Origin of the sequence: Kibdelosporangium aridum (assembly GCF_900176515.1) — a bacterium.
GTDB lineage: Bacteria > Actinomycetota > Actinomycetes > Mycobacteriales > Pseudonocardiaceae > Kibdelosporangium > Kibdelosporangium aridum.
In genome coordinates, this window is sequence record NZ_FWXV01000003.1 from 33,757 (window position 1) to 57,665 (window position 23,909).

Consider the following 23,909-nt stretch of genomic DNA (forward strand, 5'->3'; position numbering starts at 1 on the left):
ATGGATGTTCTGGCACCAATGTCCGCGGTGGACCGTTCCATCGTCCCGGCGGTTAACTCACTGTAGTACGCGGTCTTCCAGCACGCGGTCGAGTCGGATCGGCAAGGTGCGGTGGCGGCGGCCGGTGGCGTGCCAGACCGCGTTGGCGATAGCTGCCGCCGTTCCGCAGGTGCCGAGTTCGCCGACTCCCTTGATGCCTGAGGCGATGTCGGGTTCGTGGTCGGGCACGAAGTCGGCTTCGATGTCCGGCACGTCGGCGTGCGCCGAGATGTGATAACCGGCGAAGTCCGCGTTGATGTGCCTGCCCGAGTGGGGATCGCGGACGCTCTCCTCGTGCAGTGCCAGCGACAGCCCCATGATCATTCCGCCGATCGCCTGACTGCGTGCGGTGAGCGGGTTGACCACGCGACCGATCCCGAACATGCCCAGCAACCGCCGCACCCGGACCTCGCCGGTCGCTGGTTCCACGGTCACCTCGGCGAATATCGCGCTGTGCGACTGTCTTTCCTTGTGCGGCATGGCACTGGTCTCTGCTGTGGTGTCCGCCGTGACTGTGACAGGCAACGGCGGACGCGTCGCCAACTGTTCGCGCAACTTCTTCGCAGCGGACGTGACCGCCCACGACCAGGACGCCTGTCCCAGCGATCCGCTGGCGGCCCATGCGTTGCCGAAGTCGCTGTCGGCGATCCGGATACGGATCTTCTCTGGCTTGACCCGCATGGCGTCGGCCGCGATCGACACGAGCGCCGTGCGTGCACCGGTACCGATGTCGGACGCGCCGATGGACACCGTGTAGGTGCCGTCCTTCTCCGCTGTGATCGTCGCGGTTGACGGCAGGGCCAGGGTGAGGAACGACACCGCGGCCATCCCGGTACCGATGAGCAGGTCTCCTTCGCGCCGCCGGCGAGGCCGCAGATCCCGTTTGGCCCAGCCGAACCTGCGTGCGCCCTCGCGCATGCAGCCCACCAGGTTGCGGCTGCTGAACGGCAGACCGGACACCGGACCGACCTCGGGTTCGTTGCGCAGCCGCAGATCGAGCGGATCGATCCGCAGTTTCTCGGCCAGTTCGTCCACAGCGCACTCAAGGGCGAACGAGCCAGGCGTGTTGCCAGGTCCGCGCACCGAGCACGGCGGCAGAACATCCAACGGGACCACGCTCAGGCGGGTGCGGATCGCTTTCGCCGCGTAGATCGACTTGGCCATCTCGGCGCAGTTCTCCACGAACTCCGCGAGCGGTGAGATCGCGAACACCGCCTCGTGCCCGATCGCGCGCAGCCGGCCGTCGCGATCAGCGCCGAGCCGGACCCGTTGCTCGATCACCTCCCGGCCCGACGTCGTCAGGAACACCTGGTTGCGGCTCAGCGTGACCCGGACGGGCCGGTGCATCAGCGTGGTGGCCATGACTGCGAGGATCTGCACCGCGCCGATCATCCCTTTGGACCCGAACCCGCCACCGACGTGCTCGGCGCGGACCCGCACCTTTTCCAGCGGCAGGTGAAAGAGGGTGGCCAAACTGACGGCGATGTAGAAGGAGCCCTGGTTCGTGTCGACGACCTGCAGGCGGTCACCTTCCCACCACGCGGTCGCCGCGTGCGGTTCTATGGCGCAGCAGGTTTCCGGCGGCGAGTGGTACAGCTGGTCGACCACGACGGCCGACGCGGCCAGTTCCGCGTCCAGGTTGCCGACGTTGGCGTCCGGGCCGAAGATCGGGATCGCCGGACGGCGTTGGGGGTGGTCGACCCGGAACTCCGTGTCGTGCGGCAGTTCTTCGTAGGTGACCTTGAGTGCTTTCGCCCCGGCTTGAGCCTGTTCGATGGTCTCGGCGACCACGAGGGCGACGGGCTGGCCAGCGTAGTGGATCTCGGTGTTCTGCAGGATCTGCATCTGGCCGTCCGGGCCGAAGAAGTTCCCGGCCTCCGGGGTTGAGCTTGGGCGCGTTGGTGTGATCCACCACGCCCACCACACCAGGCATCTTCAGCACAGCCGCGGTATCCATCGTCCGGATGCGTCCACGCGCCACTGTGGACAGCACCACAACGCCGTGTGCCGCCCTGGGTAGTTTCAAATCGGCGGCGTAGCGCACGCCGCCCGTGACCTTGCCGTGCCCTTCCACCCGCGGCCGTGGCGTGCCCACGACACCGCCACGAGACGAGGTGACGTCATCTAACGGCTCAGCGGCGGCTTCACCGAAGACCGGTCCCGCTGTCATGGCTGCCGCTGTGACTGTGGCGCCCTTGAGAATCGTTCGGCGGTCCGGCCGGGCCTGGTCGTTCATGGTGCTGCCTCCCATCACTTGACCCGCTTGGCGAGGTCGGTCAGCACGGCCTCGATCAGATTGCGGGCCAACGTCACCTTGTAGGCGTTGTCGTGCAACGGCTTCGCCTTGGCCAGCTCGGCATCGGCCGCCGCCCGGAACCGCGCGGCGGTAGCGGGACCGTCGCGCAGCGCGGCCTCGGCGATCCGGGCCCGCCACGGCCGGGCCGCGACACCACCGAGCGCGATCCGTACATCTTGGACGCGTCTCTTGTGGACATTCAAAGCAGCGGCAATGGACACGGTCGCGAAAGCATAGGACGCACGCTCGCGAACCTTCCGGTACCGCGAGTGCGCCGCGACATCCAGCTTGGACAACGTGACCGCGGTGATCAATGCGCCTGGCGGCAACTTCGTCTCCAGGTGCGGTGTGGTCCCGACCGGGAGGTAGAAGTCCGACAACGGGATCTCGCCGGGACCATTGAGGGTCTCGTACCGCACCACCGCGTCGAAGGCCATCAGGGCCACGCCCATGTCCGAGGGATTGGTCGCGGCGCAGTGGTCGGTCCAGTCGAAGATGGCGTGGTTGTGGTGCACCCCGGCGATCGCGGGGCAGCCGGTGCCGGGCACTCGTTTGTTACATGGCTGGGAAGTGTCGGTGAAGTAGGCGCATCTGGTGCGCTGCAACAGGTTCCCACCGATCGTGGCCATGTTGCGCAACTGGCCGGACGCTCCGGCCAGGATCGCTTGGGTCACCGCCGGATACCGCCGACGTACATCGGGATGGGCGGCAGTGTCGCTGTTGCTCGCAGTCGCGCCGATGATCAGCCCGCCATCGGCGGAGCTCCGGATCCCGTCCAGCGGAAGCTGGCGAACGTCCACGAGTTTCGCAGGCGTCTCGATCTCGTTCTTCATCAGGTCGACGAGGTTCGTACCGCCGCCGAGGAACTTCGCCCCAGTGGTGCCCGCGATCTGGGTCAGCGCGTCCCGAACCTGAGTCGCTCGCTGGTAGCTGAATTCCTTCACTGCGATGCCTCCTGTCGCGCTGTTTCCAGCACCGCGCGCACAATCGAGGGATACGCCCCGCAGCGGCACAGATTTCCGCTCATCCGTTCACGGACCTCGGCGGCGTCCAACTTCGGCGGACGGTCGGGTGAGACATCGTCGGTGACCGCGCTCGGCCAACCCGCTCGGTGCTCGGCCAGCATTCCCACGGCCGAGCAGAGCTGCCCCGATGTGCAGTATCCGCACTGAAAACCGTCCAGCCGGACGAATGCTTCCTGCACCGGCCGCAGCTCACCGTTGCGGGACAAGCCTTCCACTGTGGTCACCTCGGTCCCGTCGGCGGCGACAGCCAGCGTCAAACAGGACACCACCCGTCTGCCGTTGACCAGCACGGTGCATGCGCCACACTGGCCCAGGTCGCAGCCCTTCTTGGTACCGGTCTGGTCGAGCCCTTCCCGCAGGGCGTCCAGCAACGTCGTACGGTTGTCGACACTGAGCCTGCGCGTTCTTTCGTTGACGCGAAGCGAAATTTCGCTGCGGGTATCGCCGGTCATGGTTGTCCTTTCCCCACACGCAGCGAGTCCACGCGGGTGATACCGAAGGTGAACAGGGCGCGATCACGCCATGGCGAGGTCGTCGGCAGTGCCGATATTCAATCAGGCAAAGGAAAGCGGAGGCGCGCCTAAAACTGGCGACCTCGTGCACGATCCTGTCGCCGCGGGGGCAACCTATGAACGAGGTGCCCGCAGCTTCCAGGGATACGGCCGGCCGAGCCGGCGTTGCCGCATCAGAAGTCCAGGCACCAGAACGCCGGTGCAGATGACGACGGCCCGATACGGAGCCTCGATGTACATGAAGGTGTCACCGTTGATCGTTCCCACGATCATCTGCCCGATGAACAGACACCACAGCGCGATCCCGGCGATGATCATCAGCCACTCGACGGTCCGCTCTCCCCACTTGGTGGGTCGTGGCCCTTGGACACGCTTGCCGAACGGTCCCAGTGACCAGAAGTGACGCAGCTGGAGTCGTCGTCTGCGCAACCACAGTCCGAGAGTGATCATTCCCGCCGACGCGATCAAGTAGGCCCACGTGTCCAGCTGGGCCGGCCCGCCCGAGCCGAGTTCGACGAGTCGATCGAGAGTTTCCCAGCTCCCCCAGATCAGCAGGTATCCCTCGACGACGCGGCGTACGCCGGTGTCGAGCGGCACCATCTTGGCCGGCTTCACGTCGGGCGGAAGCGGCGGAGGCGGCGGTGGCAAAGCGACTGGCAAGGCTGGCATGGTCGGCATGTCGAGCACACCGACAGACGCGGCGGCGACGGACGCAGGCGGACGCGGCGCCGACAACGTGTCGCGGAACGGCCGGGTCGGGTCCATCGGGATCACCGCACCGCTGGGCTTGTCCGCCGTGACCAACGGCAGCAACGCCTCGTAGACCTCGTGTGCGGACGCTGGACGAAGCTCGACCCGCTTGGACAACAACCGGGCGATCAGGTCAGCCAGCGCGGGATCGGTGTCCGGCCGCAACGACAACACCGGCCGCGGCGTGTCGCTGAGGTGCCGGTGCATCATCCCGAGCGCGGTCTTGGCGTCGAAGACGTACTGCCCGGTCAGCAGCTCGTAGAGCACACATCCCAGCGAGTACAGGTCGCTGCTCGGGCTGGCCTGGCCGTGCAGGGCCTGCTCAGGGGCCATGTACGCGGGTGTCCCGACGGCCTCGGCGGTGCGGGTGAGCCTGCTCATATTGGGGTCGCGCAGCAGCGCGATGCCGAAGTCGAGGACCTTGATCTCCCCGGTTTCGGTGATCATCACGTTGCGGGGCTTGAGGTCACGGTGGATCAACCCGGCCGCGTGCGCCGCCCCGAGCACGGAGGCGATCTGCGCACCGATGGCCGCCACCCATGACACCGGAACCGGTTCGTTCTCCGCCTGGAACTCCGCGAGATCGGCGCCCGCGATCACCTGCATGACCAGATACAGGTCATCGTTGTCGGTGCCAGTGTCGTAGACGGCCGGAACGCCCGGGTTCTCCAGCTTCGCGGTCAGCCGCGCCTCCCGGTCGAACCTGCTGATCAGCGCGTCGACGTCAGCGAGAGCGGGCAGGGAACTGGGGCGCAGCAGCTTCACCGCGACCTCCCGATCCAGCCGGTGGTCGCGGCCCAGCCATACCTCCCCCATCCCGCCACGGCCGAGAGGCCGGACGAGCTCGTAGCGCCCGTCGACAACACGCTGCACCGACGTCAGTTCCTTTCCGGTCCCCACCCAGCCGGCCTGACCTTGGCAATACGAGTACAGGCGGTGCGACCACCTTAGCGACACAGCCGAAGACGGGATACAACCGGCAAGTAGCACTGACACCTATGCCACGGTTGACCGAGCCTTGAAGTGGTGCCGCGAGAACATCGGGATCCAGAGCAGACATGCCAGAACCGTCGAAAGCGCCCACCCGGTGACGAGATCCGCTCGTACCTCGAGCGACGGGTACGACATAAAAACGAAGTACCTACCGACGGCCTGAAAAACGAGCAATACCGTGATGGCGATCCGGCCCCAGTTCCGTCCCGAATACACGGTCGTGGCCAGCCACACGTAAAGCACAGCGCTGATCGGATGGTAAATGGTGCCCGGGTTGAGCCCTGCGGCCTCCGGCGCCGCAATGAACCGCCATACGTCCTGCACAACCACAGTCAGGTGGTTGAACGCGTGCACACCGATCCCGGCAGTCGCCACCACGATCCAGGGCGGAACCCTTTTCGTTGCAGAGCCATTGTGTTCGACCAAGTCCATCGTGTCCTCCTGGTTGATTCACCTAGAGGACACGGGCACCAGCGCATGCGGCTGTATGAACCAGATCACGTGTCAGGCATGCAACGCTTGGAACACCTTGTACAGCTCGGCTTTGTCCTCGAAGCCGATTCCGGGGGTGTCGGTGAGGCCGATGCGGCTGTCACGAATGACGGCTGAGTCGGCGAATCCACCTGTGGGCTGGAATTCCCCGGGGTAGGACTCGTTGCCGCCGAGTTTCAGAGCGGCCGCGATGTGCAGCGAGAACTGGTGTCCGCCGTGCGGTATGCATCGGCGCGTCGACCATCCACGGTGCCGGAGCATGTCCAGTATTCGCAGGTACTCGACGAGGCCGTAGCTGAGTACCGGGTCGATCTGGATGATGTCGCGATCCGGGCGCATACCCGCGTACCGCAAGAGGTTCCGGGCGTCGGTCAGCGAGAAGAGGTTCTCGCCCGTGGCCAATGGGCCTCGGTATCGCTCGGCGAGCGTGGCGTGCAGTGCGTAGTCCAGCGGATCGCCTGGTTCTTCGTACCAGAACAGGTTGTACGGCTGGAGCGCTTCGCCGTAGCGCAACGCGGTGTCCAAATCGAACCGTCCGTTGGCGTCGACGGCGAGCCGGGAGCCTTCTCCGTCCAGAACACCGAGCACGGCCTCGATGCGGTCGAGGTCCTCGGTGAGGTCCGCTCCCCCGATTTTGATCTTCACTACGTCATAGCCTTGATCGAGGAACCTCTTGATCTCGTCCTGCAGATCGCGGCGGCCTTTGCCAGGAGCGTAGTAACCTCCGGCGGCGTAAACGAATACGTCGCTGTCCGGTTCATCGGTGCCATAGCGGTCGGCGAGCCAGCGGTAGAGCGGTTGCCCGGCCAGCTTCGAGACCAGGTCGAACAGCGCCATGTCGATGACGCCGACAGCAACGGACCGTTCACCGTGGCCGCCCGGTTTCTCGTCACGCATCATGATGTCCCATGCCCGCACGGGGTCGAAAGTGGACTCGTCGTCGGTCAGCAGATCGTCCGGAGAAGCCTGCAGCAGCCGGGGAATGATCCGGCGCCGCAGGATCTCCCCAACGCTGTAGCGGCCGTTGGAGTTGAACCCGTATCCGGCCACGGGCCGCCCGTCACGGATCACATCGCTGACCACCGCGACAATCGAGCAGTCCATGTGCTGGAAGCTGATGAACGCGTTGCTCATCGACGAGCTGATCGGCACAGTCGATTCATGGATGGCGACGATCTTCGGCACTATCTTGTCTCCTCTGGTTGTTTGTCAGCCGTACGTCGTTGCCGGCCAATGGTTCGAGCAAGTTGGTCCTTGTCGATGGCGCCGGGTTCCCAACGGGCGACGGCGATCGCGGCGACCGCGTTGCCCAGCACGTTGGTCATCGCGCGCATGAGGGAAAGGAAGCGTTCGACCGACAGGATCAGCGCCAGACCGGCGACCGGGATGAACTGGACCGCGGCGATAAGGTTCGCCAGCGTGACGAAGGCGGATCCGGTGATCCCGGCGGTTCCCTTTGACAGGAAGAGGAATACCAGGAACAGGGTGAGCTGTTCGGTGAACCCCAGTTCGACGCCGTACACCTGGGCGATGAACACCGCCGACATCGGCACGACAACCGCCACACCGTCCAAATTGAACGAATACCCGGTCGGTACGACCAGCCCGACGACATCCCGCTTGCAGCCGAAGGTCTCCAGCCGCGCCATCAGATGCGGCATCACCGCCTCGGACGACGAAGTGCCCAGCACGATGTACAACTCTTTGCGCAATGCGCGGATCAGGCGGACGAGCGACACGCCGCACAGCCGCGTGACGGTGCCGAGCACCAGCGACAGGAAAACGATCAGCGTGGCCAGCGCGAGCCCGACGTACTTCATCAGCGCGGTCAGGGTTTCCGGGCCGTACTTGCCGACGGTGTAGCTCACCGCGCCGAAGACACCGATCGGGGCGAGCCGGATGACCATACCGACGATCCGGAAGAAGACCTCACTGAGCTTGCCGCACGCCCGGTTGACCGGTTCGGACACGTGCTTGGGCACGGTGAGCAGCGCGATGGCGAACAGGATGGCGAACACCAGCACCTGGATGATGTGCCCGGTGGCGAACGCCTGCACTACGTTGTGCGGCACCAGATCGAGCAGGAACTCGCCGATCGGCTTCTCCCTGGCGCCTTCGACGTAGCTGCCCAGATCACCGGACGCGTCAGCGGGCGGCGCCACACCGTCGCCGGGACGGAAGAGGTTGATGGCCGCGAGCCCGAGCAGCGTGCCGATGGTGGTGACGATCTCGAAGTAGATGATGGCTTTCAAGGCGATCCGGCCGACCGCCTTCATCCCGCCGACCGAGACGATCCCGGTCACCACGACCAGGAACACGATCGGCGGGATGACCAGCCGGATCAGCGCGATGAACACGTCCGCGAGCGGTTTGAGCGTTGCCGCGGTGCCCGGTACGAGCAGGCCGAAGATCGCGGCCGCGACGGCCGCGGCCAAGACCTGGATGCCTGTGTTGGTGGCCAGCCGCTGCCATCGTGGCCTGGCTGGTTTCTCGGTGGTCTCGGTGTCGTTCTGGATCTGACTGCTCATCGGTTTTCACCGCGTTCCTCGGGAATCGATCGACGTTGACCGTGTCCGTCAGTGTTCGGGCACGAGGGTTTCGCGCAGCGCGTCGCGGTTCACGGCAAGGCCAAGACCCGGCAGGTCCGGGATGGCGATGCGGCCGTCGACCGGATGGGGTGCGTCGGGGAACAGCAGCTCGCCGACCTGCACCATGCCCACGTGCCATTCGAGGATCCAGCCGTTCATCAGCCCGGCCAGGGTGTGCATGTTGAACAGCGGCCAGCCGCCGCCGTGCGCCACCGGGAGGTTGTAGATCTGCGCGAGGTGCGCGGCCTTACGCGCTTCGGTGAAGCCACCGCAGTAGCAGGCGTTCGGTTGCAGGATGTCGACCGCCTGCCGTTCGACCAGTTCCCGCAGACGCCAGCGATGACCTTCCATTTGTCCGGCCGCGATCGGGATCCGGGTATGCGCGCGAAGGTCCGCCATGGCTCTGGCGTCGTTCTGGTGCAACGGTTCCTCGAACCACGTGATGCCATAGTCCTCGATGGCCCGGCACAGGAATTTCGCGTCTGCCGGGGTGAACAGGTAATTGGCGTCGATCATGATGTCGACGTCGTCGCCGACGGTCTCCCGCACGACTCGCACGCGGGCCGCGTCTTCCCGCCAGCCGCCCTTGTCCACCCCGACCACCAGCTTCATCGCCCGGAACCCGTGTTCGAGCTGCAGCCGTGCCGCCGCGGCAAGGGTTTCCCTGTCGTACTGGGGAAAGCCGAACGTCACGTACGTCGGCAGTTCGGTGCGAGCGCCGCCGAGCAGACTGGCCACTGAACGCCCGGCGTGTTTGCCGTTGATGTCCCACAGGGCGATGTCGAGCACCGACAGCGCGCTGGACACCACGCCGGTCATCGCGCGCGGGTTGAGCTTGCGCCACACGCGTTCGTGCACGGCCTCGACTTCACGAGGATCCATGTCCGCGACAACCGGCAGGAAGTGGTGTTTCAGCGCGGCGACCACCGACCTCGCCAGGAAGTGCCCGGTCAGCGCGACCCCGGTCAGCCCTTCGTCGGTCTCGACCTCGCAGAAGACGAACTCCTTCTGCTCCTCGCGGCCGTAGCCGCGTACCTTCCCGGCCAGCAAGGGCACGTCGATGGACGTGGTGTGCACGCTCGCCCGGATGTCCTTGATCTTCATCCCGCCTCCCTTCGAGGGGTTCCGGCGGGACGAGTCTGCGCGGCCGAATCGTCAACTGTCAACGATTTGCAATTTTACCGTACGAGGTGCACTATGGGCCGTTTGTCACGGTAAAGACCCGCTAGAGCGCCTTGTTGGCTGGATGGTAAATTGTCGACAGTCGACGAGAAGGTGAGAACAACCGTGCCGGACACCCCGGAGACGATGGCCGCGCTGCAGCGCCGGGTCGCCGAACGGCAAACGACCTCGCTGCCCCATCTGATCGTCGAAGAGCTCGAAAACATGATCATCACCGGCGTGCTCAAGGGCGGCGACCGGATCAACGAATCGGCGCTGGCGATGCGGCTTGGCGTCAGCCGCGGTCCGGTCCGTGAAGCGTGCAGGCATCTCGAGCGCAGCAAGCTCGTCGAGTTCCGGGCCAACCGCGGCATGTTCGTCCGCGAGATCTCCGTCGACGAAGCCACGCACCTCTACGACATCCGCGCCAACCTCTTCGGGCTCGCCGGACGGCTGGCCGCCGCCCGGACCACCACAGCGGACGCCGACACACTGCGAGCGAAGATCGACCAACTCGAAGCCGCGGCCAGCATGGACGACTACTACCCGCTCAACGTCGAACTGCACCGCGCACTCGTCGCCCTGTCAGGCAATCCGCGACTGGCGGAGCTCTACGACGCGATCTCGAAGGAACTACACCTGTTCCGCAGGCACGGGCTCGAACCAGCGCCCGCCCGGCACACCTCCAACGACCAGCACCGGCTCATCGTCGACCACCTGCAGGCCGGCAACGCCGAACAGGCCGCGCACCTGATGGAACAGCACATTCTCGCCGGCAAGAACCGCATGCTCGCCGAACACCGGTAGCGGGTTCAGGGACGTTTGGTGCTCCGGCGCTGAACCACAACGAAACCCGCGCCAACAACAGCAAGCACGACAATCCCGCCGAGCAACCACCACGGCCAAGTCGGCGACGTATGCCCGGTGACAGCAACGATCTCGCCCTTGCCGGGCACCGACGTGATGTCCCGCAGCGTCAGCATCGTGTCGTCCGACGTGAGCAATTCGTTGGTGGCACGGAAATCTTCCAGGTCGCTGTAGGTCCGGCCGGTGCGATCGACAATCCCGACCCTCGTGCCCGGCGCCTGCATCACGTACAACGTCATCAGTTCGAGTGAGCCGTTCTCGTACTTGACCAGAACCGAGCGGCCCAGCAGGAGGGTGTAGACCCCGCCGAAATCGCGGGCCGCCGCCGTGACCGCGTTGTTCAGCTCGCATTTGTTGAGCGGCCAGCTATCCAGCACTTCGTCGCACTCGAACGTCCGCAGCAGCTCGCCCTGTAGCTCGTCGACGGTGTAGCGGGAGGCCAACGCGATCCGCCGAGCCTCCGCCGACGATCCGCGAGTGGGAAATCTGTCGTTCTTCACGGAGGTCGACTGCAGGTACTCCCCGAACAAGTCATCGGCTGAGACCGACGGCTCCGACCCGCATGCTGAGGCCACCAGTGCTACCACTGCCATGACTATTCCCAGACCAGGGCGCATGCTTTGACGCTAGCGGGCCCAGCCGGGACCGCTCCCCCAGCAGTACTACGTTCCGCAGACCGCCCTGCGGTCAGGCTCATGTGGTTGATCCGTCGTGCAGTGCCCGCGTGGCATTCAGCACGATCCCGCCGGGATCGGCGTCGCATTCCCCGCCGCCGGTTCCGCACCGTCCCAGGTGGACACTCGGCCGTCGCGTCAAGAGCCCGGCCCAACCGCTACGCAGCTATCCACGGCTGCATTGCTGCGCCTGCCGGGCTTCAGTCCCGTGCCTCGGCTGGCCAGTCCTGGGCGGCGTCCGTGCCCCAGCTGGTGAGCAGGCGCAGCGCTTCTTCCGACGCTGAGCCGGGTTCGGTGTGGTAAATGGACAGTGCCTGTTCCTGGTCGCCCGGCAGGGTGAAGGTCTCGTAGCGGACGGTCAACTCACCGACGAGCGGGTGCTGTAGCCGCATGCTGTCGTGGGTTTTCCGTTTGACGTCATGGGCTGCCCACATCCGGCGGAAGTCGTCGCTCTTCACCGACAGCTCCCCCACCAGTTCGGCGAGCAGCGGGTCGTTCGGGTGCTGGCCCGCGTCCAGCCTCAACTGGCCGACCACGTCGGCGGCCTTGGTCTCCCAGTCGGCGAACAAGTGCTGGGAATCTTGGTCGAGGAACACGATCCGGGCCCAGTTGCGGTCCTGCGGAGCGCGCGCCGCCCAGTCGCCGAAAAGTGCGGACGCCGTCCGGTTCCACGCGAGTATGTCGGTGCGGCGGCCCCACACGTAGGCGGGGACGTTCTCGATCGCCGACAGCATTTCCATGAGCGCGGGCCGGACCCGCTGACGCTGGGGAGGTGCGGGCCGCCTGCGCTGTACGGGTTGGGCGAGGTCTAGCAGGTGGGCGTGCTCTGTCTCGGAGAGTTTGAGTGCCTTGGCGATCGCGTCGAGCACCTCGCGGGACACGTTGCGGCCGTTGCCCTGTTCCAGACGGGTGTAGTACGCGACCGAGACCCCGGCCAGCTGGGCCAGTTCTTCACGCCGCAAGCCTGGCACACGGCGCCGCCGCCCGTACTCGGGCAGCCCGACGTCGGCCGGCTGCAGCCGGGCCCGGCGGCTGCGCAGGAACTCGCTCAGCTCCGCCCGCGGATCAAGCTGCTCGGTGCTCATGCACCCAGTATCACGCTGAAAAGCCCTGTTCGCGGGGTGTGAGCCTAACCCTGCCAGTAGTAGGCACAAGGGACGTACGCGAAGCGGAGATCTGGGTAAGACCGCGCGGGCGACGCAGCCTGATGTCGTCAACATTCATAGCCGAGGCGGACCACGCCTCACAAGGAGCATCTGGAATGACCCACACGATCACCGCACCGGTCCGCGGCCAGACCCGGCTTCCGGCGATGGCCCTGTTCGGGCTTTTCCTCAGCGGGTTCATCGGCATCCTCACCGAGTGCCTGCCCGCCGGTCTGCTCCCGGAAATCAGCAACACCCTCGGCACGAGCATCGCGGCCACCGGCCAGATCGTGACGATCTACGCACTGGCCACCGCGGTGGCGGCGATCCCGCTGTCGCGGCTGACCTCGATGTGGCCGCGTAAGAACGTGCTGCAGGTCGCGCTGGGCATCGTCGCTGTCACCAACGCACTCACCGCGGTGTCCACCAACTACACGCTCACCATGGTGCTCCGGTTCCTCGCAGGTGTCGGCACCGCGATGATCTGGCCCCACCTCGGCGGTTACGCCGCACGGCTTGCTCCTGCAGGGCGGCAGGGCCGGGCCATCGCCATCGCACTGGCCGGCACTCCGATCGCGCTGGCGTTGGGTGTCCCGGTGGGAACCTGGATCGGCTCCTTCGGCGGGTGGGAGATCGCGTTCTACGCGTCCACCGCTCTGGTTCTGCTGAACATGCTGTGGGTCCAGGTCACGCTGCCGAACCTGCCCGGTCACTCCGTGGACGAACACAAGCTCTCACGAGTGCTGCTCATCCCCGGGCTGCGCACCATCTTGTTCGCGCTCACCGCGTACATGGTCGCGCACAACATCGTCTACACCTACATCACCGATTTCCTCCGGCATGTGGGCATGAGCAGCCAGACCGGGTGGGTGCTGTTCGCCTTCGGTGTCACGTCCGTCCTCAGTGTCCTGGTCGTCGGCGCCCACATTGACCATCACCTGCGCAAGCTCATCGTGGCCAGCACGGTGGTGTTCGCGATCAGTGTGCTCGTCCTGGCCGTCTTGTCCGGGATACCTGCACTGGTCTACGTCGCTGTCGCAGCGTGGGGTCTGGCATTCGGCAGCTCCCCCAGCCTGTTCATCGGCGGTGCGATCAAGGCGACGGGAGAGGCCGCGCACGTGGCCCAGTCGATCGTGATCACCTTCTTCTCCGCGTCCATCGCACTCGGCGGCTTCATCGGTGGCCTGCTGGTCGACGTGGACACCGCGTTGATCACGTGGGCGTCGTTGGCGCTGCTGATCGCCGCCGCCGTGGCCGTGATCGGCGGGAAGAAGCACGCCTTCCCACCGAGCGCGTGAAAAACTCTTGGTGCCACACCGAGAGAGAAAGGTTCACGACGTGACCGACCTCGCCAAGTTCACCGACCTCATTCCGCTCGACGACGGCTTGTGCGTGATCAGCACCCTGCGGGGTGACGGCAGCATCCAGTCGTCGGTGGTCAACGCGGGGGTGTTGAAGCACCCGCTGCGCGACGAACAGGTCGTCGGGTTCGTCGCCGTCGGCGCGACTCGCAAAGTGAAGAACCTCCGCGCCGATCCACGGGCCACGATCGTCGCCCGTGCGGGCTGGCGGTGGGCATGCGTCGAAGGCGACGTCGAGATCATCGGCCCGGACGACCCACACCCGGACGTGGACAGTGAGGCGTTGCGGCTGCTGCTGCGGGAGATCTTCCACGCCGCGGGCGGCACCCACGAAGACCTCGACACCTACGACCGAGTCATGCGCGAGGAACGACGAGCCGCCGTACTCATCACTCCTCGCCGCGTGTACGCCTCCTTCTGACCCAGGACGCCTGCGGCGGCAAACCCGAGCCCCGCGCACCGATGATGCTGTCGTGAAACGCAACAGCCGCAGGCGAAAGCGGCCGGTGCGGCACACGGACGACCGCGATCCGGCGTTCCGTCCGCGGCGCGACCAGCGGCCGATGATCCAAGCCGGCGAACTCGACCAAAGGCAAAACCAGCCCCGGTACAGCCGACACACCGAGGCCCGCGGCCACGAGTCCGGCCACGGCGCTGATGTTGCGGGCCTCGATGGCGTCCCGCGGCCGGGCGCCTGACTCGGCGAACGCGTGGTCGAGGTGCTGGCGGATGCTGGTGGTGCGGTCGAACGCGATGAAGGCCTCGGTCGCGAGGTCCGACCAGGTGATCTCGGCACTGGCGGAAAACCGGTGGCCGGGCGGGAACACGCAGCAGAACCGGTCGGTCGCGACCGGGGTGACCACCAGGTCGTCCACCGGTTCGGTGGTCGCGGACACCACGGTGACCGCGAAGTCGACCGTCCCGGCCCGTACCCGTTCCAGCACCTCGACAGCCAGCGCGTCCTCGATAGACACTTCGACCGACGCGTGTTGCCGCTGGTACGCCGACACTATGCCCGGCAACAGGATCGCGGCCAGCGAAGGCAGCGTGGCGACCCGGACCCGGCCGCGCCTGCCGTCGAGAAAACCGGCGAAGTGCCTGAGGTTCGCCTCGAACATGGCCACTGTGGACCGTGCGATCGCGACGAACTCACGTCCCTCGGCAGTCGGCTCAAGGCGCCGCGTGGTGCGCTCGAACAAGGCGACCCCGAGCCTGCGTTCGACCTCGAGCACGGTCCTCGACAGCGAGGACTGAGCCTGCAGCATCGACTCCGCCGCGGCCGTGAAACTGCCCGCGTCGTGCACGGCGAGCACCACCCGCAGCTGCTGGACGGTCAGATCCATGCGCATAGGACATCAATCTATCGAATGATGATGCTTGCATGCGATAGCCGCAGCGGACAAAGGTGATCACACGCTCGAAGGAGGTCACCGATGCTCGCCGCGAGTGGTTTCATCACGATCGCGCTGTTCCTGGCGGCTGTGCTGTCCCGCAAGGTGTCCGTGCTCGTCGCGCTGACCGCGCTGCCGATCGTCGTCGCGGTGGTCACCGGCTTCGGCGGCCAGCTGGGCACCCTGATCGGCGGCGGCCTGGTCAAGGTCGCGCCGGTGGCGATCATGATCACGTTCGCGGTGCTCTACTTCAGCCTGATGATCGACGTGGGCCTGTTCGACCCGGCGGTCGCACGGGTGCTGCGCTGGGCGAAGGGTGATCCGCTGAAGATCACGGTCGGCACGGCGGTGCTGACCCTCCTGGTGGCCCTGGACGGCGACGGGGCGTCGACGTTCCTGATCACCGTGTCCGCCTTGCTGCCGATCTACCAGCGGCTCGGCATGCGCAGACTGGTGCTGGCAGGAGTGATCGCCCTCGGCGCCGGGGTGATGAACATGATCCCCTGGGGCGGGCCGACCGCACGGGCGATGGCGGCGCTGCACCTGTCCGCCGGCGACGTGTTCCTGCCAGTGATCCCAGCACTGGTCGCCGGAATCATCTGGGTCCTGCTGGCCGCGTTCCTCATCGGCCGCTCGGAACGCAAGCGGCTCGGCGTGATCGAACTCGACGACGTCGTGCCGAAGCCCGAGCCGCGTGCGGGCTGGGACCGATTCCGGTTCTGGTTCAACGTCGTACTGACTCTCGCGCTCGTCGGAGTGCTGCTGGCGCAACTGTTCCCGCTCGAAGTCGTGTTCGTGGTCGCGTTCATCGTCGCGGTGATCGTGAACCGGCCGTCGTGGGCCGCGCAGCAGGAGTTGTTCGCCAAGCACGGCAGCAACGTCGTCCTGGTCACCACGATGATCTTCGCGGCCGGCGTGTTCACCGGGATCCTCGGCGGCACAGGCATGATCGGCGCGATGGCCCGCTGGCTGGTCGGCGTCATCCCGGACGGCGCGGGCGGCGCGCTGCCACTGATCGTGGCGATCACCAGCATGCCGCTGTCGCTGGTGTTCACGCCGGACGCGTACTACTTCGGCGTGCTGCCGGTGATCGCGGAGACGTCCGCGGCGTTTGGCGGCGATGCGGCCGAAGTCGGCCGGGCGGCCATCCTCGGCCAGATGACCACGGGCTTCCCGCTGAGCCCACTGACCGCGTCCACGTTCATCCTGCTGGGTATGAGCGGCGTAGACCTGGGCGCGCACCAGCGGTTCATCTTCAAGTGGGCGTTCGGCACGACAGTGGTGATGACCGTGGTCGCACTGCTCACCGGCGCCATCTCGGTGTAGGAGAAACGTTGCACACCACCAGGATCGGCTGTGGCGCGGGGTTCGCGGGCGACCGGATCGAGCCCGCGGAGGACTTGCTCCGGCGCGGCGCGCTCGCGGACCTCGTCCTGGAATGCCTTGGCGAACGAACGGTCGCGCTGGCACAGCGGCACAAGCTGAGCGATCCCGCGCACGGTTACGAGAAGCGCCTTCCAGCCCGGTTCAACCGGTTGCTGCCGCTGGCCATCGCGAACGGCGTACGAGTGATCACCAATATGGGAGCGGCCAATCCGCTCGCGGCCGGGCGCGTGACCCGGGAACTGCTGGACTCGCTTGGACTTGGCGGCCGGGTCGCGGTGGTCACCGGCGATGACGTACTCGCCGACCTCGATTTGAACACTGTGGCATGGGAGACCGGCAGACCGTTGCGCAATCACGGCGAGATCGTGTCGGCGAACGCCTACCTCGGCGCGGACGCGTTGTTGCCCGCCCTGGACGCGGACGTGGTGATCACGGGCCGGGTGGCCGACCCGTCGCTTTTCCTGGCACCGCTGGCACATCGGCTCGGCTGGGACTTGCTGGACGTGCCGATGGCGGCGGCAGGCACGCTGGTCGGGCACCTGCTGGAATGCGCGGGCCAGCTGACCGGCGGCTACTTCGCCGATCCTGGCTGGCAGGACGTGCCGGACCTGGCCAACCTAGGTTTCCCGTACGCCGACGTGACATCCGACGGCACTGCCGTTCTGGGCAAGCTCCCCGGCACCGGCGGCCAGTTGTCCAAGGCGACCGTGCGGGAGCAGTTGCTGTACGAGATCACCGACCCGGCCGCCTACCTGACGCCGGACGTGACGCTGGACGTCCGGAACGTACGGGTCACCGGCGACATGCGGGTTTCCGGCGCCCAAGGCGCGCCACGCCCAGACTCGCTGAAAGTGAGCGTCGGCTACCGTGCGGGGTCCAAAGTGGAAGCTGAAATCTCTTATGTGGGCCCGAATGCCGCACGGCGTGGCGCATTGGCCGCCGAGGTGGTCAGCACTCGGCTGGCTGGCGTGCCGCTGCGGGCGGAGGTGCTCGGCGGAGAGACCGACTGCCGGCTTCGGGTCGCGGCGATCAGCCATGACCAAGCTGTGCTCGACCGCGTCGGCGATGAGGTCGAGTCCTTGTACACCAACGGTCCTGCCGGTGGCGGCGGCGTTCGGGTGCACGTCACTGAAGTGATCGGGATCGTGTCGACTCTCGTGCCCCGATCAGCAGTCCGGCCCGCGGTCACGTTCTTGGAGGCACCCGATGCTGCTGCATGAACTCGCCCACTGCCGAGCCGGAGACAAAGGCAACGTGGCCACACTGTCGGTGTTTCCCCGCAACGACAACGACTATCCCGTTCTGGCACGCATCCTGACGGTCCAACGAGTGCGCGACCACCTGGCGGAGTTCATCGCAGGCGACGTGATCCGGCATGAGCTGCCCAACCTGTGCGCGCTGCACTTCGTCTGCCACCAAGTGATCGACGGTGGCGTGACCACGTCACTCGCCGTGGACACCCACGGCAAGTCGCTCAGCTCCCGGCTGCTCGCCATGGAGGTCCGGTGAGCAGCAGGCGCGTGGCGACAATTCGCCGCTTCGGCCGGGCGTGCGCGGGGTCACGCCCGGCCGGGCAAAGAGTCAGTCGAGGGGTGCGACGAGCTCGTTGCCTGCATTGCTGAACACCTTGATCGCCTCGACCGGGCACGCCTCGGCCGCGTCGACCACATCGTCGTCATGGTCGACGACGTCGGCCAACGGATGCGAACCGTCGCCTTCGAGGTCGAAGTGGCGCGGCGCGATGCCGGCACATATCCCCGAGGAGATGCACAGGTGCCGTTGCACCTCGATCCGCCACTGCGTGTCGCTCACTCACATACCTCCGACCACGTGACCGGCAGCTCATTGAGGCCACGCACCAGACGACCGTGCCGCCACGGCAGATCCTTCGGGTCCACGGCAAGCGACAGGTCCGGGAACCGCCTGATCAACGTGGACAGCTCGACCTGGAACTCCATCCTCGCCAGCTGCGCACCAAGGCAGTGGTGCACGCCGTGACCGAACGAGATGTGCCTGGCGGACTCCCGGTCGATCCTCATTTCAAGCGGGTCATCGAACCGCCGCGGATCCCGGTTGGCCGCGTCCAGGTCGACGAACACGCCTTCGCCCGCGCGGATCGTCGTGTTGCCCAACTCGATGTCCTCTTTGGCGATCCGGATGAACCCGTCACTCGACGCGAGCGGCGTGAACCGCAGCAACTCCTCGACGGCGTTGTTCACCAGGTCCGGGTTGGCCCGCAGTTTGGCCAGCTCGTCCGGGTGGGTCAGCAGGTTGTAGATGACGTTGCCGAACTGGTACGACGTGGACTCGTGGCCGGTGATCAACAGCATCACGGCCAGCTGAACGATCTCGTCGTGGTCAAGCCGGTCGTTGTCCTCCCTGGCCTGCATCATCGCGGTGAGCAGGTCATCCCTCGGGTCGTCCCGGCGCTTTTCGAGCAGAGCGGACATGTAGTCGTACAGGCTCTGCAGGCCCGCCCTCGCCTCCTCCGGCGTCAAGGCGGTGAGCGCCACCGACGCGTCAGTCCACTCCCGCAACTTCGCGCGGTCCTCGTAAGGAACGCCGAGCATCTCGCAGTTCACCGTCATCGGCAGCGGCCACGAGAGGCCCTCCATCAGGTCACCGGGAGCACCCTTGGCGATCATCTCGTCGAGCAGGGTGTCCACGATTTGTTGTGCGCGCGGCCTCAGCATCTCGACACGCCTGGTCGTGAACGCCTTCAGGACGAGCTTGCGAAGCCGGGTGTGGTCCGGCGGATCCATGTCGAGAATCGAGTGGTCCTCCCGGATCCACGGATCCGACCGCGGCACGTCCTTGCCGATCGCGGCCGACCGGCTGAACCGGAGGTCCGCCAGCACAACCTTGACGTCCTCATACCGGCGCGCAACCCACGCCTCACCCCCGTACGCCAGACGAACCCGCACCAACGGCTCATCGTCCGCGAGCCCATCCCGGACAGATGACGGAACGAGCGCGACGTAGTCATCGGGACCGGCACCCTCGAACGGGTAGTTGATCGGGTTTTCTGTGGTGGTCATCGACCAGCCGCCTTCGAAGTTGTAAGTGCCTGTTTGCGACAGTGTCGCCCTGGCATGCGGGTGTTCGAGTGTCCGCGTTCGACCGTTCGCGGGTCCGCGGTGGCAGCACAGCTGCTAGCGAGAGCCGCTGTGCTAATGCAGATCGTCGGGGTCGGCGGATATACCAAACCCGATAAGGCGCGCGTTCACCCTTGCCGATTCCCTGGGCGCGAACGGCTATTCGGCTGGCGTTCAAGCTTCGCAGGGCACGGGCGAGCCACGCATTTTTCACACACCTGAACTCATCGGATGTAATCGTCTACATTTCTTCTCATCCACCCTTGACTGACCCCAATCCGGTCGGTTTGATCGGATGTCTGATGGGTGACCCGGGAGGGCAGAGGTCATGCAACGTCGCATCCGCACCATCTTGCTGAGTGTTTTCGTCGTCCTGCTTGCGATGGTCGCTCCCGTCGCGCATGCCGAGGTCGAGCATCCGAGACAGCAGTGGTTACGGGCTTCGACGGCCGGGCTTTTCCTGCATTGGGGGATGTTCACCGCGCCGAAGCACCTCGACTGCGCCGAATGGGAGCGCGATGTCACCGGTGGCGGCTGGAACGCCGACTACTGGGTCGACGAGGCCCGCAAGCTGGGCGCTTCCTACATCGTCCTGGCCACGTTCCACAGCAGGCTTGGCTACGCGCGCCCGTGGCCGTCGGCCATCCCGGGCAGCTGCAGCACCAAGCGTGATCTTCTCGGCGAGCTCGTCCAGGCGGGCAAGGCCAAGGACGTCAAGATCATCCTCTACATGACCGACGACCCGCAGTGGCACAGCGAGCAGGGCAAGCAAATGCTCGATTCGGCCGCGTACTCGGCCTACAAGGGCCAGCAGGTCGACCTGACCACGCGGCGCGGCTTCGGCATGTACAGCTACGACTTGTTCTTCGAGGTCATGCGCAACTACGCCGACCTCGCGGGCTTCTGGATCGACAACGACAACGAGTACTGGGAGCAGAACAAGCTCTACGAACAGATCCGCGCGCAAAGGCCGTCCTGGTTGCTGAGCAACAACAACGAGGACACGCCGATCATGGACACGGTCAGCAACGAGCAGAAGACCAGCATGACCCCCTCCTATGACTACCCGCAGGCCGCGTGGACGCCGATGCCGAGGCTGGTCGAGGCTGACTACAAGCTGCCGACCACCGGCGACTGGTGGTACGACGGCCGTGACCACCCGGTTGACTTCCGGTTGTCCACTGGCCGGTACATCACCAACGCCGGTTCGTCGATGAAGTCGTTGATGGCCGAGACCCCGATGGTGAACGGGAAGTTCCCGCCGAGCCAGGCGAAGTTCAACAACTTCATGGCCGAATGGGTGCCACCGATCCGGGAGTCGTTGTACGGCACCGAAGGCGGCGGCTACATGTACGGCGGGATGCAGCCCGGTTTCTGGAACGACGGCGCTCACGGCGTCATCACGGTCAAGCCGGGCGCCAAGACACAGTACATCCACGCCGTCACCAGGCCGAGCACGGACATGCTTCGCCTGCGGGACAACGGTTACTGGGTCACCGGCGTGACAGATGTCCGAACCGGCGAGCGCCTCAAGTTCAACCAGTCCGGCGGATACCTGACCATCCTGAACATCCGCAACTGGGACACGTACGACACGGTGTTCAAAGTAGACACTCCGCTGCAGACCGGCTACTACAACAACGTCAGCGCGACCGCCACCTCCACTCGCGACGGGTTCCCGGCAAGCAACCTCACCGACGGCAGCTTCGAGTCCTATTGGGACGCCAACGACAAGCTCCCCGTCTCCGTCACGCTGGATCTCAAGCACCGCAAGCCCGCCACGCACCTCGCGGTGAACCAGCGAGAGTGGTCTCCGACGTACGCCCGCGTTTCTTTCGGCCGCCCGGAGGATTCCGCGCGAATCAAGGACTACAAGGTCTCGATCAGTGATGACGGCGTGCGCTGGCAGGAAGTGCGGGCAGGTGCGATGCCAAGCGCCCGCGGTACGCAGTTCATCGACATCGGCCAGCAGACCACCCGGTACATCAAGCTGGACGTGCTGAACACGTGGGGCGGCCCGCAAGCGCCGCGCTACTTCGGTGAACTGCAGATCGACGAGATCAAAGTGGGCCACGGCTACCCACTGATCCCCCGCGGCCAGACACCGCTGGAAGCCGAACACGCCCAGCTCAACGGAACCGCGCGCCGGTCGATCTGCTTCGCCTGCTCGGGCACGTCCCAAGTGATCGGTCTCGGCGGCGGCACACGCAATTCCGTGACCTACACCGTGACCAAGGAGGCCGGGGACCACAAGCTCGAGCTGAACACGACTTCAGCCGGGACAACCTCACTCACGGTGACCGTCAACGGTTCAGCGACCGAAGTGCAGATTCCCAAGGACCGGCCAGACGTACCCGCTGACACGGCGATTTCCGTGCCGCTCCAAGCCGGATCCAACACGATCACCCTGTCCAGCAATTCCCCGCGAGGTCCAGGAATCGACCGGATCGCGATCGCCCCGCTGCCGCCCGCGTCGTACACGCCGACGACCACAATGACGGTCAAACCCCATGGCGTGCAATGGATCGGGCCCGGCCAGCAAACGATCAAGGTCACCGCACGGCTCCGGCTCGATGTCGACGACGCCCTCGACAACGTCGAGCTGAAGCCGACGGCACCCGCGGGCTGGACCGTCCACGGCGCACCTGCGACTGTCCAAAAACTACGACTCGGCCAGATCTTGAGTGGCGAGTGGACACTGACGGCACCAGCCCAGACCCCGGCCGTGACCGCACCGGTCACCGCGTCCTTCCAGGTTTTGGGGCGTGCCAAGCAAGTCACGACCAACGTCGACATCAAGCCGCGTCCGGCGGACCGCGTGTTCATGCGTGAAGCCGAGGACTCGCGCAACCAGTTCGGCAGCACCGGTCTGACCGGCTGTGGGCCGTGCTCCGGTGGTGAGAAGGTCCGCAACATCGGCGGTTCGCCGGATGCCTTCGTGCAGTTCGACGATGTCACTGTGGACAGTGCGGGCCAGTACACGCTGTACATCGACTTCACGGTCAACGGGCCGCGGTCGTACTTCGTGTCCGTCAACGGCGCGCAGCCGACGGAGGTGAAGGTCGATGGCCAAGGCAACAACACTCCGTACACGACTACGCTTCCGGTAACGCTGAACGCGGGCGCCAACACGATCAAGTTCTTCAACGACGGCTCGGGCGCACCTGACCTGGACCGGATTTCTCTCGGTACCGGCTGACGGGGAACCTGACCTGAGGCGAGTGCGTTCACGGCACATGACTTAAGGAGGCCGTGTGCGCACTCGCCAGCGGGACCGGGACGTTCCCGCACCGAGGTCACCGTGGAATCAGATCCGGCTCGGCCTGTGGATGGGCGGGCACTACTTCACCGACGATTCGGGCGAGCTGCAGTTCGCCGTGGTCGCTGACCAGTTCGACATGGTCGTCAGCCTGTACAGCAAAGACGGGCACGGGCCTGCGGTGGGCGTCGAGCACCACGTCGCCACGATGCCGGACGGCCCGTTGAACGCCGGTCAGATCGCCAGGGTGCAGGAATTGGCCGCGGTCACCGCGCAGGCGATCACCAACGGCCGGAACGTGCTGGTCCGGTGCCACGCGGGCTACAACAGGTCAGGTCTGGTGGCTGCGCAGGCGCTGATCCACCTGGGGTACGACGCACGCAGCGCCATCCTGCTGATCCGGCGCAAGCGTTCACCATGGGCGCTGCACAACAGGACATTCGAGCTGTACCTGGAGACCGGGTTGGACTTGGCCCATCTGCTGGTGGGCTTGGAGTCCTAACAGACTGGGCCCCGGGTTGCCGCGGTCGCCCGCAGCAGCGACCGCACCAGGTCGAAGTCGATCTTCGCGGGATTGCGGAACCGCAGGCAGCCCTTGCCCATGTTGTGGCCGGCGAGCTGCTCGGCGTGCGCGGCGACGACATCCGTGCGCCCGACGTACAGCGAGATGTACTGCTTCTGGCTGGCGAAGGCGAATTCGCCGACCCCGTCGCGCTGGTAGGTCGGCATTCCGTACTGCATCGTCTCGGTGAACCCGGCCAGCTCGGTCAGGCAGAGTTCACGCAGGCGGCGCAACGCTTCCTGGCGTTCCGGCGCCGCGTCGTCGAGGAACGTCTGTACGTCGGGTGCTGAGCTCGACACCATGCCGGAACCCT

The 23,909-nt window shown here is 65.9% G+C and carries 22 protein-coding genes and 1 pseudogene; 8 read left to right on the forward strand and 15 right to left on the reverse strand.

What is annotated here, in order from left to right; all coding sequences use genetic code 11:
* Positions 1 to 57 precede the first annotated feature (57 nt).
* The 9 genes and pseudogenes from B9C43_RS19165 to B9C43_RS19200 form a co-directional block, all read right to left on the reverse strand.
* The gene (locus B9C43_RS19165) at positions 58 to 1,965 is read right to left on the reverse strand and encodes a xanthine dehydrogenase family protein molybdopterin-binding subunit (protein WP_235038722.1); all 1,908 of its coding nucleotides are present in this window, start codon (positions 1,963 to 1,965) and stop codon (positions 58 to 60) included.
* Positions 1,966 to 1,975: 10 nt separating this feature from the next.
* Positions 1,976 to 2,290 (reverse strand): annotated as a pseudogene (locus B9C43_RS60125) (hypothetical protein); the annotation flags it as partial.
* Entirely contained in the window at positions 2,290 to 3,279 is a 990-nt protein-coding gene (locus B9C43_RS19170) for an FAD binding domain-containing protein (RefSeq protein ID WP_084428354.1), read from the reverse strand. The pseudogene B9C43_RS60125 and the gene B9C43_RS19170, both read right to left, overlap by 1 nt.
* On the reverse strand, positions 3,276 to 3,812 hold the full coding sequence (locus B9C43_RS19175; RefSeq protein ID WP_084428355.1) for a 2Fe-2S iron-sulfur cluster-binding protein: 537 nt from the start codon (positions 3,810 to 3,812) through the stop codon (positions 3,276 to 3,278). The genes B9C43_RS19170 and B9C43_RS19175 overlap by 4 nt, the downstream gene beginning before the upstream one ends.
* A 174-nt stretch (positions 3,813 to 3,986) precedes the next feature.
* Positions 3,987 to 5,522, reverse strand: a complete 1,536-nt coding sequence (locus B9C43_RS19180) for a serine/threonine-protein kinase (protein WP_084428356.1) — start codon at positions 5,520 to 5,522, stop codon at positions 3,987 to 3,989.
* A 96-nt stretch (positions 5,523 to 5,618) separates the two neighbouring features.
* Entirely contained in the window at positions 5,619 to 6,047 is a 429-nt protein-coding gene (locus tag B9C43_RS19185; RefSeq protein ID WP_084428357.1) for a hypothetical protein, read from the reverse strand.
* Between the two features lie 72 nt (positions 6,048 to 6,119).
* Positions 6,120 to 7,292 carry a mandelate racemase/muconate lactonizing enzyme family protein gene (locus B9C43_RS19190; RefSeq protein WP_327222594.1) on the reverse strand — a complete coding sequence of 391 codons (1,173 nt, stop codon included), beginning with the start codon at positions 7,290 to 7,292 and terminating at the stop codon, positions 6,120 to 6,122.
* A complete protein-coding gene (locus B9C43_RS19195; protein WP_084428358.1) occupies positions 7,292 to 8,635 on the reverse strand; it encodes a cation:dicarboxylate symporter family transporter in 1,344 nt (447 codons plus the stop codon). The genes B9C43_RS19190 and B9C43_RS19195 overlap by 1 nt, the downstream gene beginning before the upstream one ends.
* 48 nt (positions 8,636 to 8,683) lie before the next feature.
* On the reverse strand, positions 8,684 to 9,799 hold the full coding sequence (locus B9C43_RS19200) for a mandelate racemase/muconate lactonizing enzyme family protein (protein ID WP_084428359.1): 1,116 nt from the start codon (positions 9,797 to 9,799) through the stop codon (positions 8,684 to 8,686).
* A 183-nt stretch (positions 9,800 to 9,982) separates the two neighbouring features.
* On the opposite strand from B9C43_RS19200, the gene B9C43_RS19205 reads away from it, so the two are divergent.
* The gene (locus B9C43_RS19205; protein WP_235038723.1) at positions 9,983 to 10,663 is read left to right on the forward strand and encodes an FCD domain-containing protein; all 681 of its coding nucleotides are present in this window, start codon (positions 9,983 to 9,985) and stop codon (positions 10,661 to 10,663) included.
* Between the two features lie 5 nt (positions 10,664 to 10,668).
* Here B9C43_RS19205 and B9C43_RS55675 read toward each other — a convergent pair whose 3' ends face one another.
* On the reverse strand, positions 10,669 to 11,316 hold the full coding sequence (locus B9C43_RS55675) for a hypothetical protein (protein WP_143446454.1): 648 nt from the start codon (positions 11,314 to 11,316) through the stop codon (positions 10,669 to 10,671).
* Positions 11,317 to 11,597: 281 nt separating this feature from the next.
* Entirely contained in the window at positions 11,598 to 12,482 is an 885-nt protein-coding gene (locus tag B9C43_RS19210) for a helix-turn-helix domain-containing protein (protein ID WP_084428360.1), read from the reverse strand.
* Positions 12,483 to 12,658: 176 nt separating this feature from the next.
* Between B9C43_RS19210 and B9C43_RS19215 the strand changes: the two genes are divergently transcribed.
* On the forward strand, positions 12,659 to 13,840 hold the full coding sequence (locus B9C43_RS19215; protein ID WP_160096584.1) for an MFS transporter: 1,182 nt from the start codon (positions 12,659 to 12,661) through the stop codon (positions 13,838 to 13,840).
* Between the two features lie 40 nt (positions 13,841 to 13,880).
* On the forward strand, positions 13,881 to 14,324 hold the full coding sequence (locus B9C43_RS19220) for a TIGR03618 family F420-dependent PPOX class oxidoreductase (RefSeq protein WP_033388662.1): 444 nt from the start codon (positions 13,881 to 13,883) through the stop codon (positions 14,322 to 14,324).
* On the opposite strand, the gene B9C43_RS19225 is transcribed toward B9C43_RS19220, so the two are convergent.
* Complete coding sequence (locus B9C43_RS19225) at positions 14,293 to 15,246, reverse strand: LysR family transcriptional regulator (RefSeq protein ID WP_235038724.1); 954 nt, start codon at positions 15,244 to 15,246, stop codon at positions 14,293 to 14,295. The genes B9C43_RS19220 and B9C43_RS19225 overlap by 32 nt on opposite strands.
* A 90-nt stretch (positions 15,247 to 15,336) precedes the next feature.
* On the opposite strand from B9C43_RS19225, the gene B9C43_RS19230 reads away from it, so the two are divergent.
* The 3 genes from B9C43_RS19230 to B9C43_RS19240 are packed head-to-tail and all read left to right on the forward strand — an operon-like array spanning position 15,337 to position 18,189.
* Positions 15,337 to 16,620, forward strand: a complete 1,284-nt coding sequence (locus tag B9C43_RS19230) for a CitMHS family transporter (protein ID WP_033389457.1) — start codon at positions 15,337 to 15,339, stop codon at positions 16,618 to 16,620.
* Between the two features lie 8 nt (positions 16,621 to 16,628).
* A complete protein-coding gene (locus B9C43_RS19235; protein WP_084428363.1) occupies positions 16,629 to 17,900 on the forward strand; it encodes an acyclic terpene utilization AtuA family protein in 1,272 nt (423 codons plus the stop codon).
* On the forward strand, positions 17,887 to 18,189 hold the full coding sequence (locus B9C43_RS19240; protein WP_084428364.1) for an AtuA-related protein: 303 nt from the start codon (positions 17,887 to 17,889) through the stop codon (positions 18,187 to 18,189). The genes B9C43_RS19235 and B9C43_RS19240 overlap by 14 nt, the downstream gene beginning before the upstream one ends.
* A gap of 72 nt (positions 18,190 to 18,261) precedes the next feature.
* On the opposite strand, the gene B9C43_RS19245 is transcribed toward B9C43_RS19240, so the two are convergent.
* Positions 18,262 to 18,492, reverse strand: a complete 231-nt coding sequence (locus tag B9C43_RS19245) for a ferredoxin (protein ID WP_033389454.1) — start codon at positions 18,490 to 18,492, stop codon at positions 18,262 to 18,264.
* Complete coding sequence (locus tag B9C43_RS19250) at positions 18,489 to 19,718, reverse strand: cytochrome P450 (RefSeq protein WP_033389453.1); 1,230 nt, start codon at positions 19,716 to 19,718, stop codon at positions 18,489 to 18,491. The genes B9C43_RS19245 and B9C43_RS19250 overlap by 4 nt, the downstream gene beginning before the upstream one ends.
* 385 nt (positions 19,719 to 20,103) lie before the next feature.
* Here B9C43_RS19250 and B9C43_RS19255 point away from each other — a divergent pair, with 385 nt between their 5' ends.
* Together B9C43_RS19255 and B9C43_RS19260 are read left to right on the forward strand one after the other, a co-directional pair.
* Complete coding sequence (locus tag B9C43_RS19255; RefSeq protein WP_084428365.1) at positions 20,104 to 22,974, forward strand: alpha-L-fucosidase; 2,871 nt, start codon at positions 20,104 to 20,106, stop codon at positions 22,972 to 22,974.
* Between the two features lie 55 nt (positions 22,975 to 23,029).
* Positions 23,030 to 23,536, forward strand: a complete 507-nt coding sequence (locus tag B9C43_RS19260) for a protein-tyrosine phosphatase family protein (RefSeq protein ID WP_033389450.1) — start codon at positions 23,030 to 23,032, stop codon at positions 23,534 to 23,536.
* On the opposite strand, the gene B9C43_RS19265 is transcribed toward B9C43_RS19260, so the two are convergent.
* Positions 23,533 to 23,898 (reverse strand): iron chaperone, encoded by a 366-nt coding sequence (locus B9C43_RS19265; protein WP_033389449.1) that lies wholly within the window; start codon positions 23,896 to 23,898, stop codon positions 23,533 to 23,535. The two genes, B9C43_RS19260 and B9C43_RS19265, sit on opposite strands and share 4 nt — an antisense overlap.
* Positions 23,899 to 23,909 lie beyond the last annotated feature (11 nt).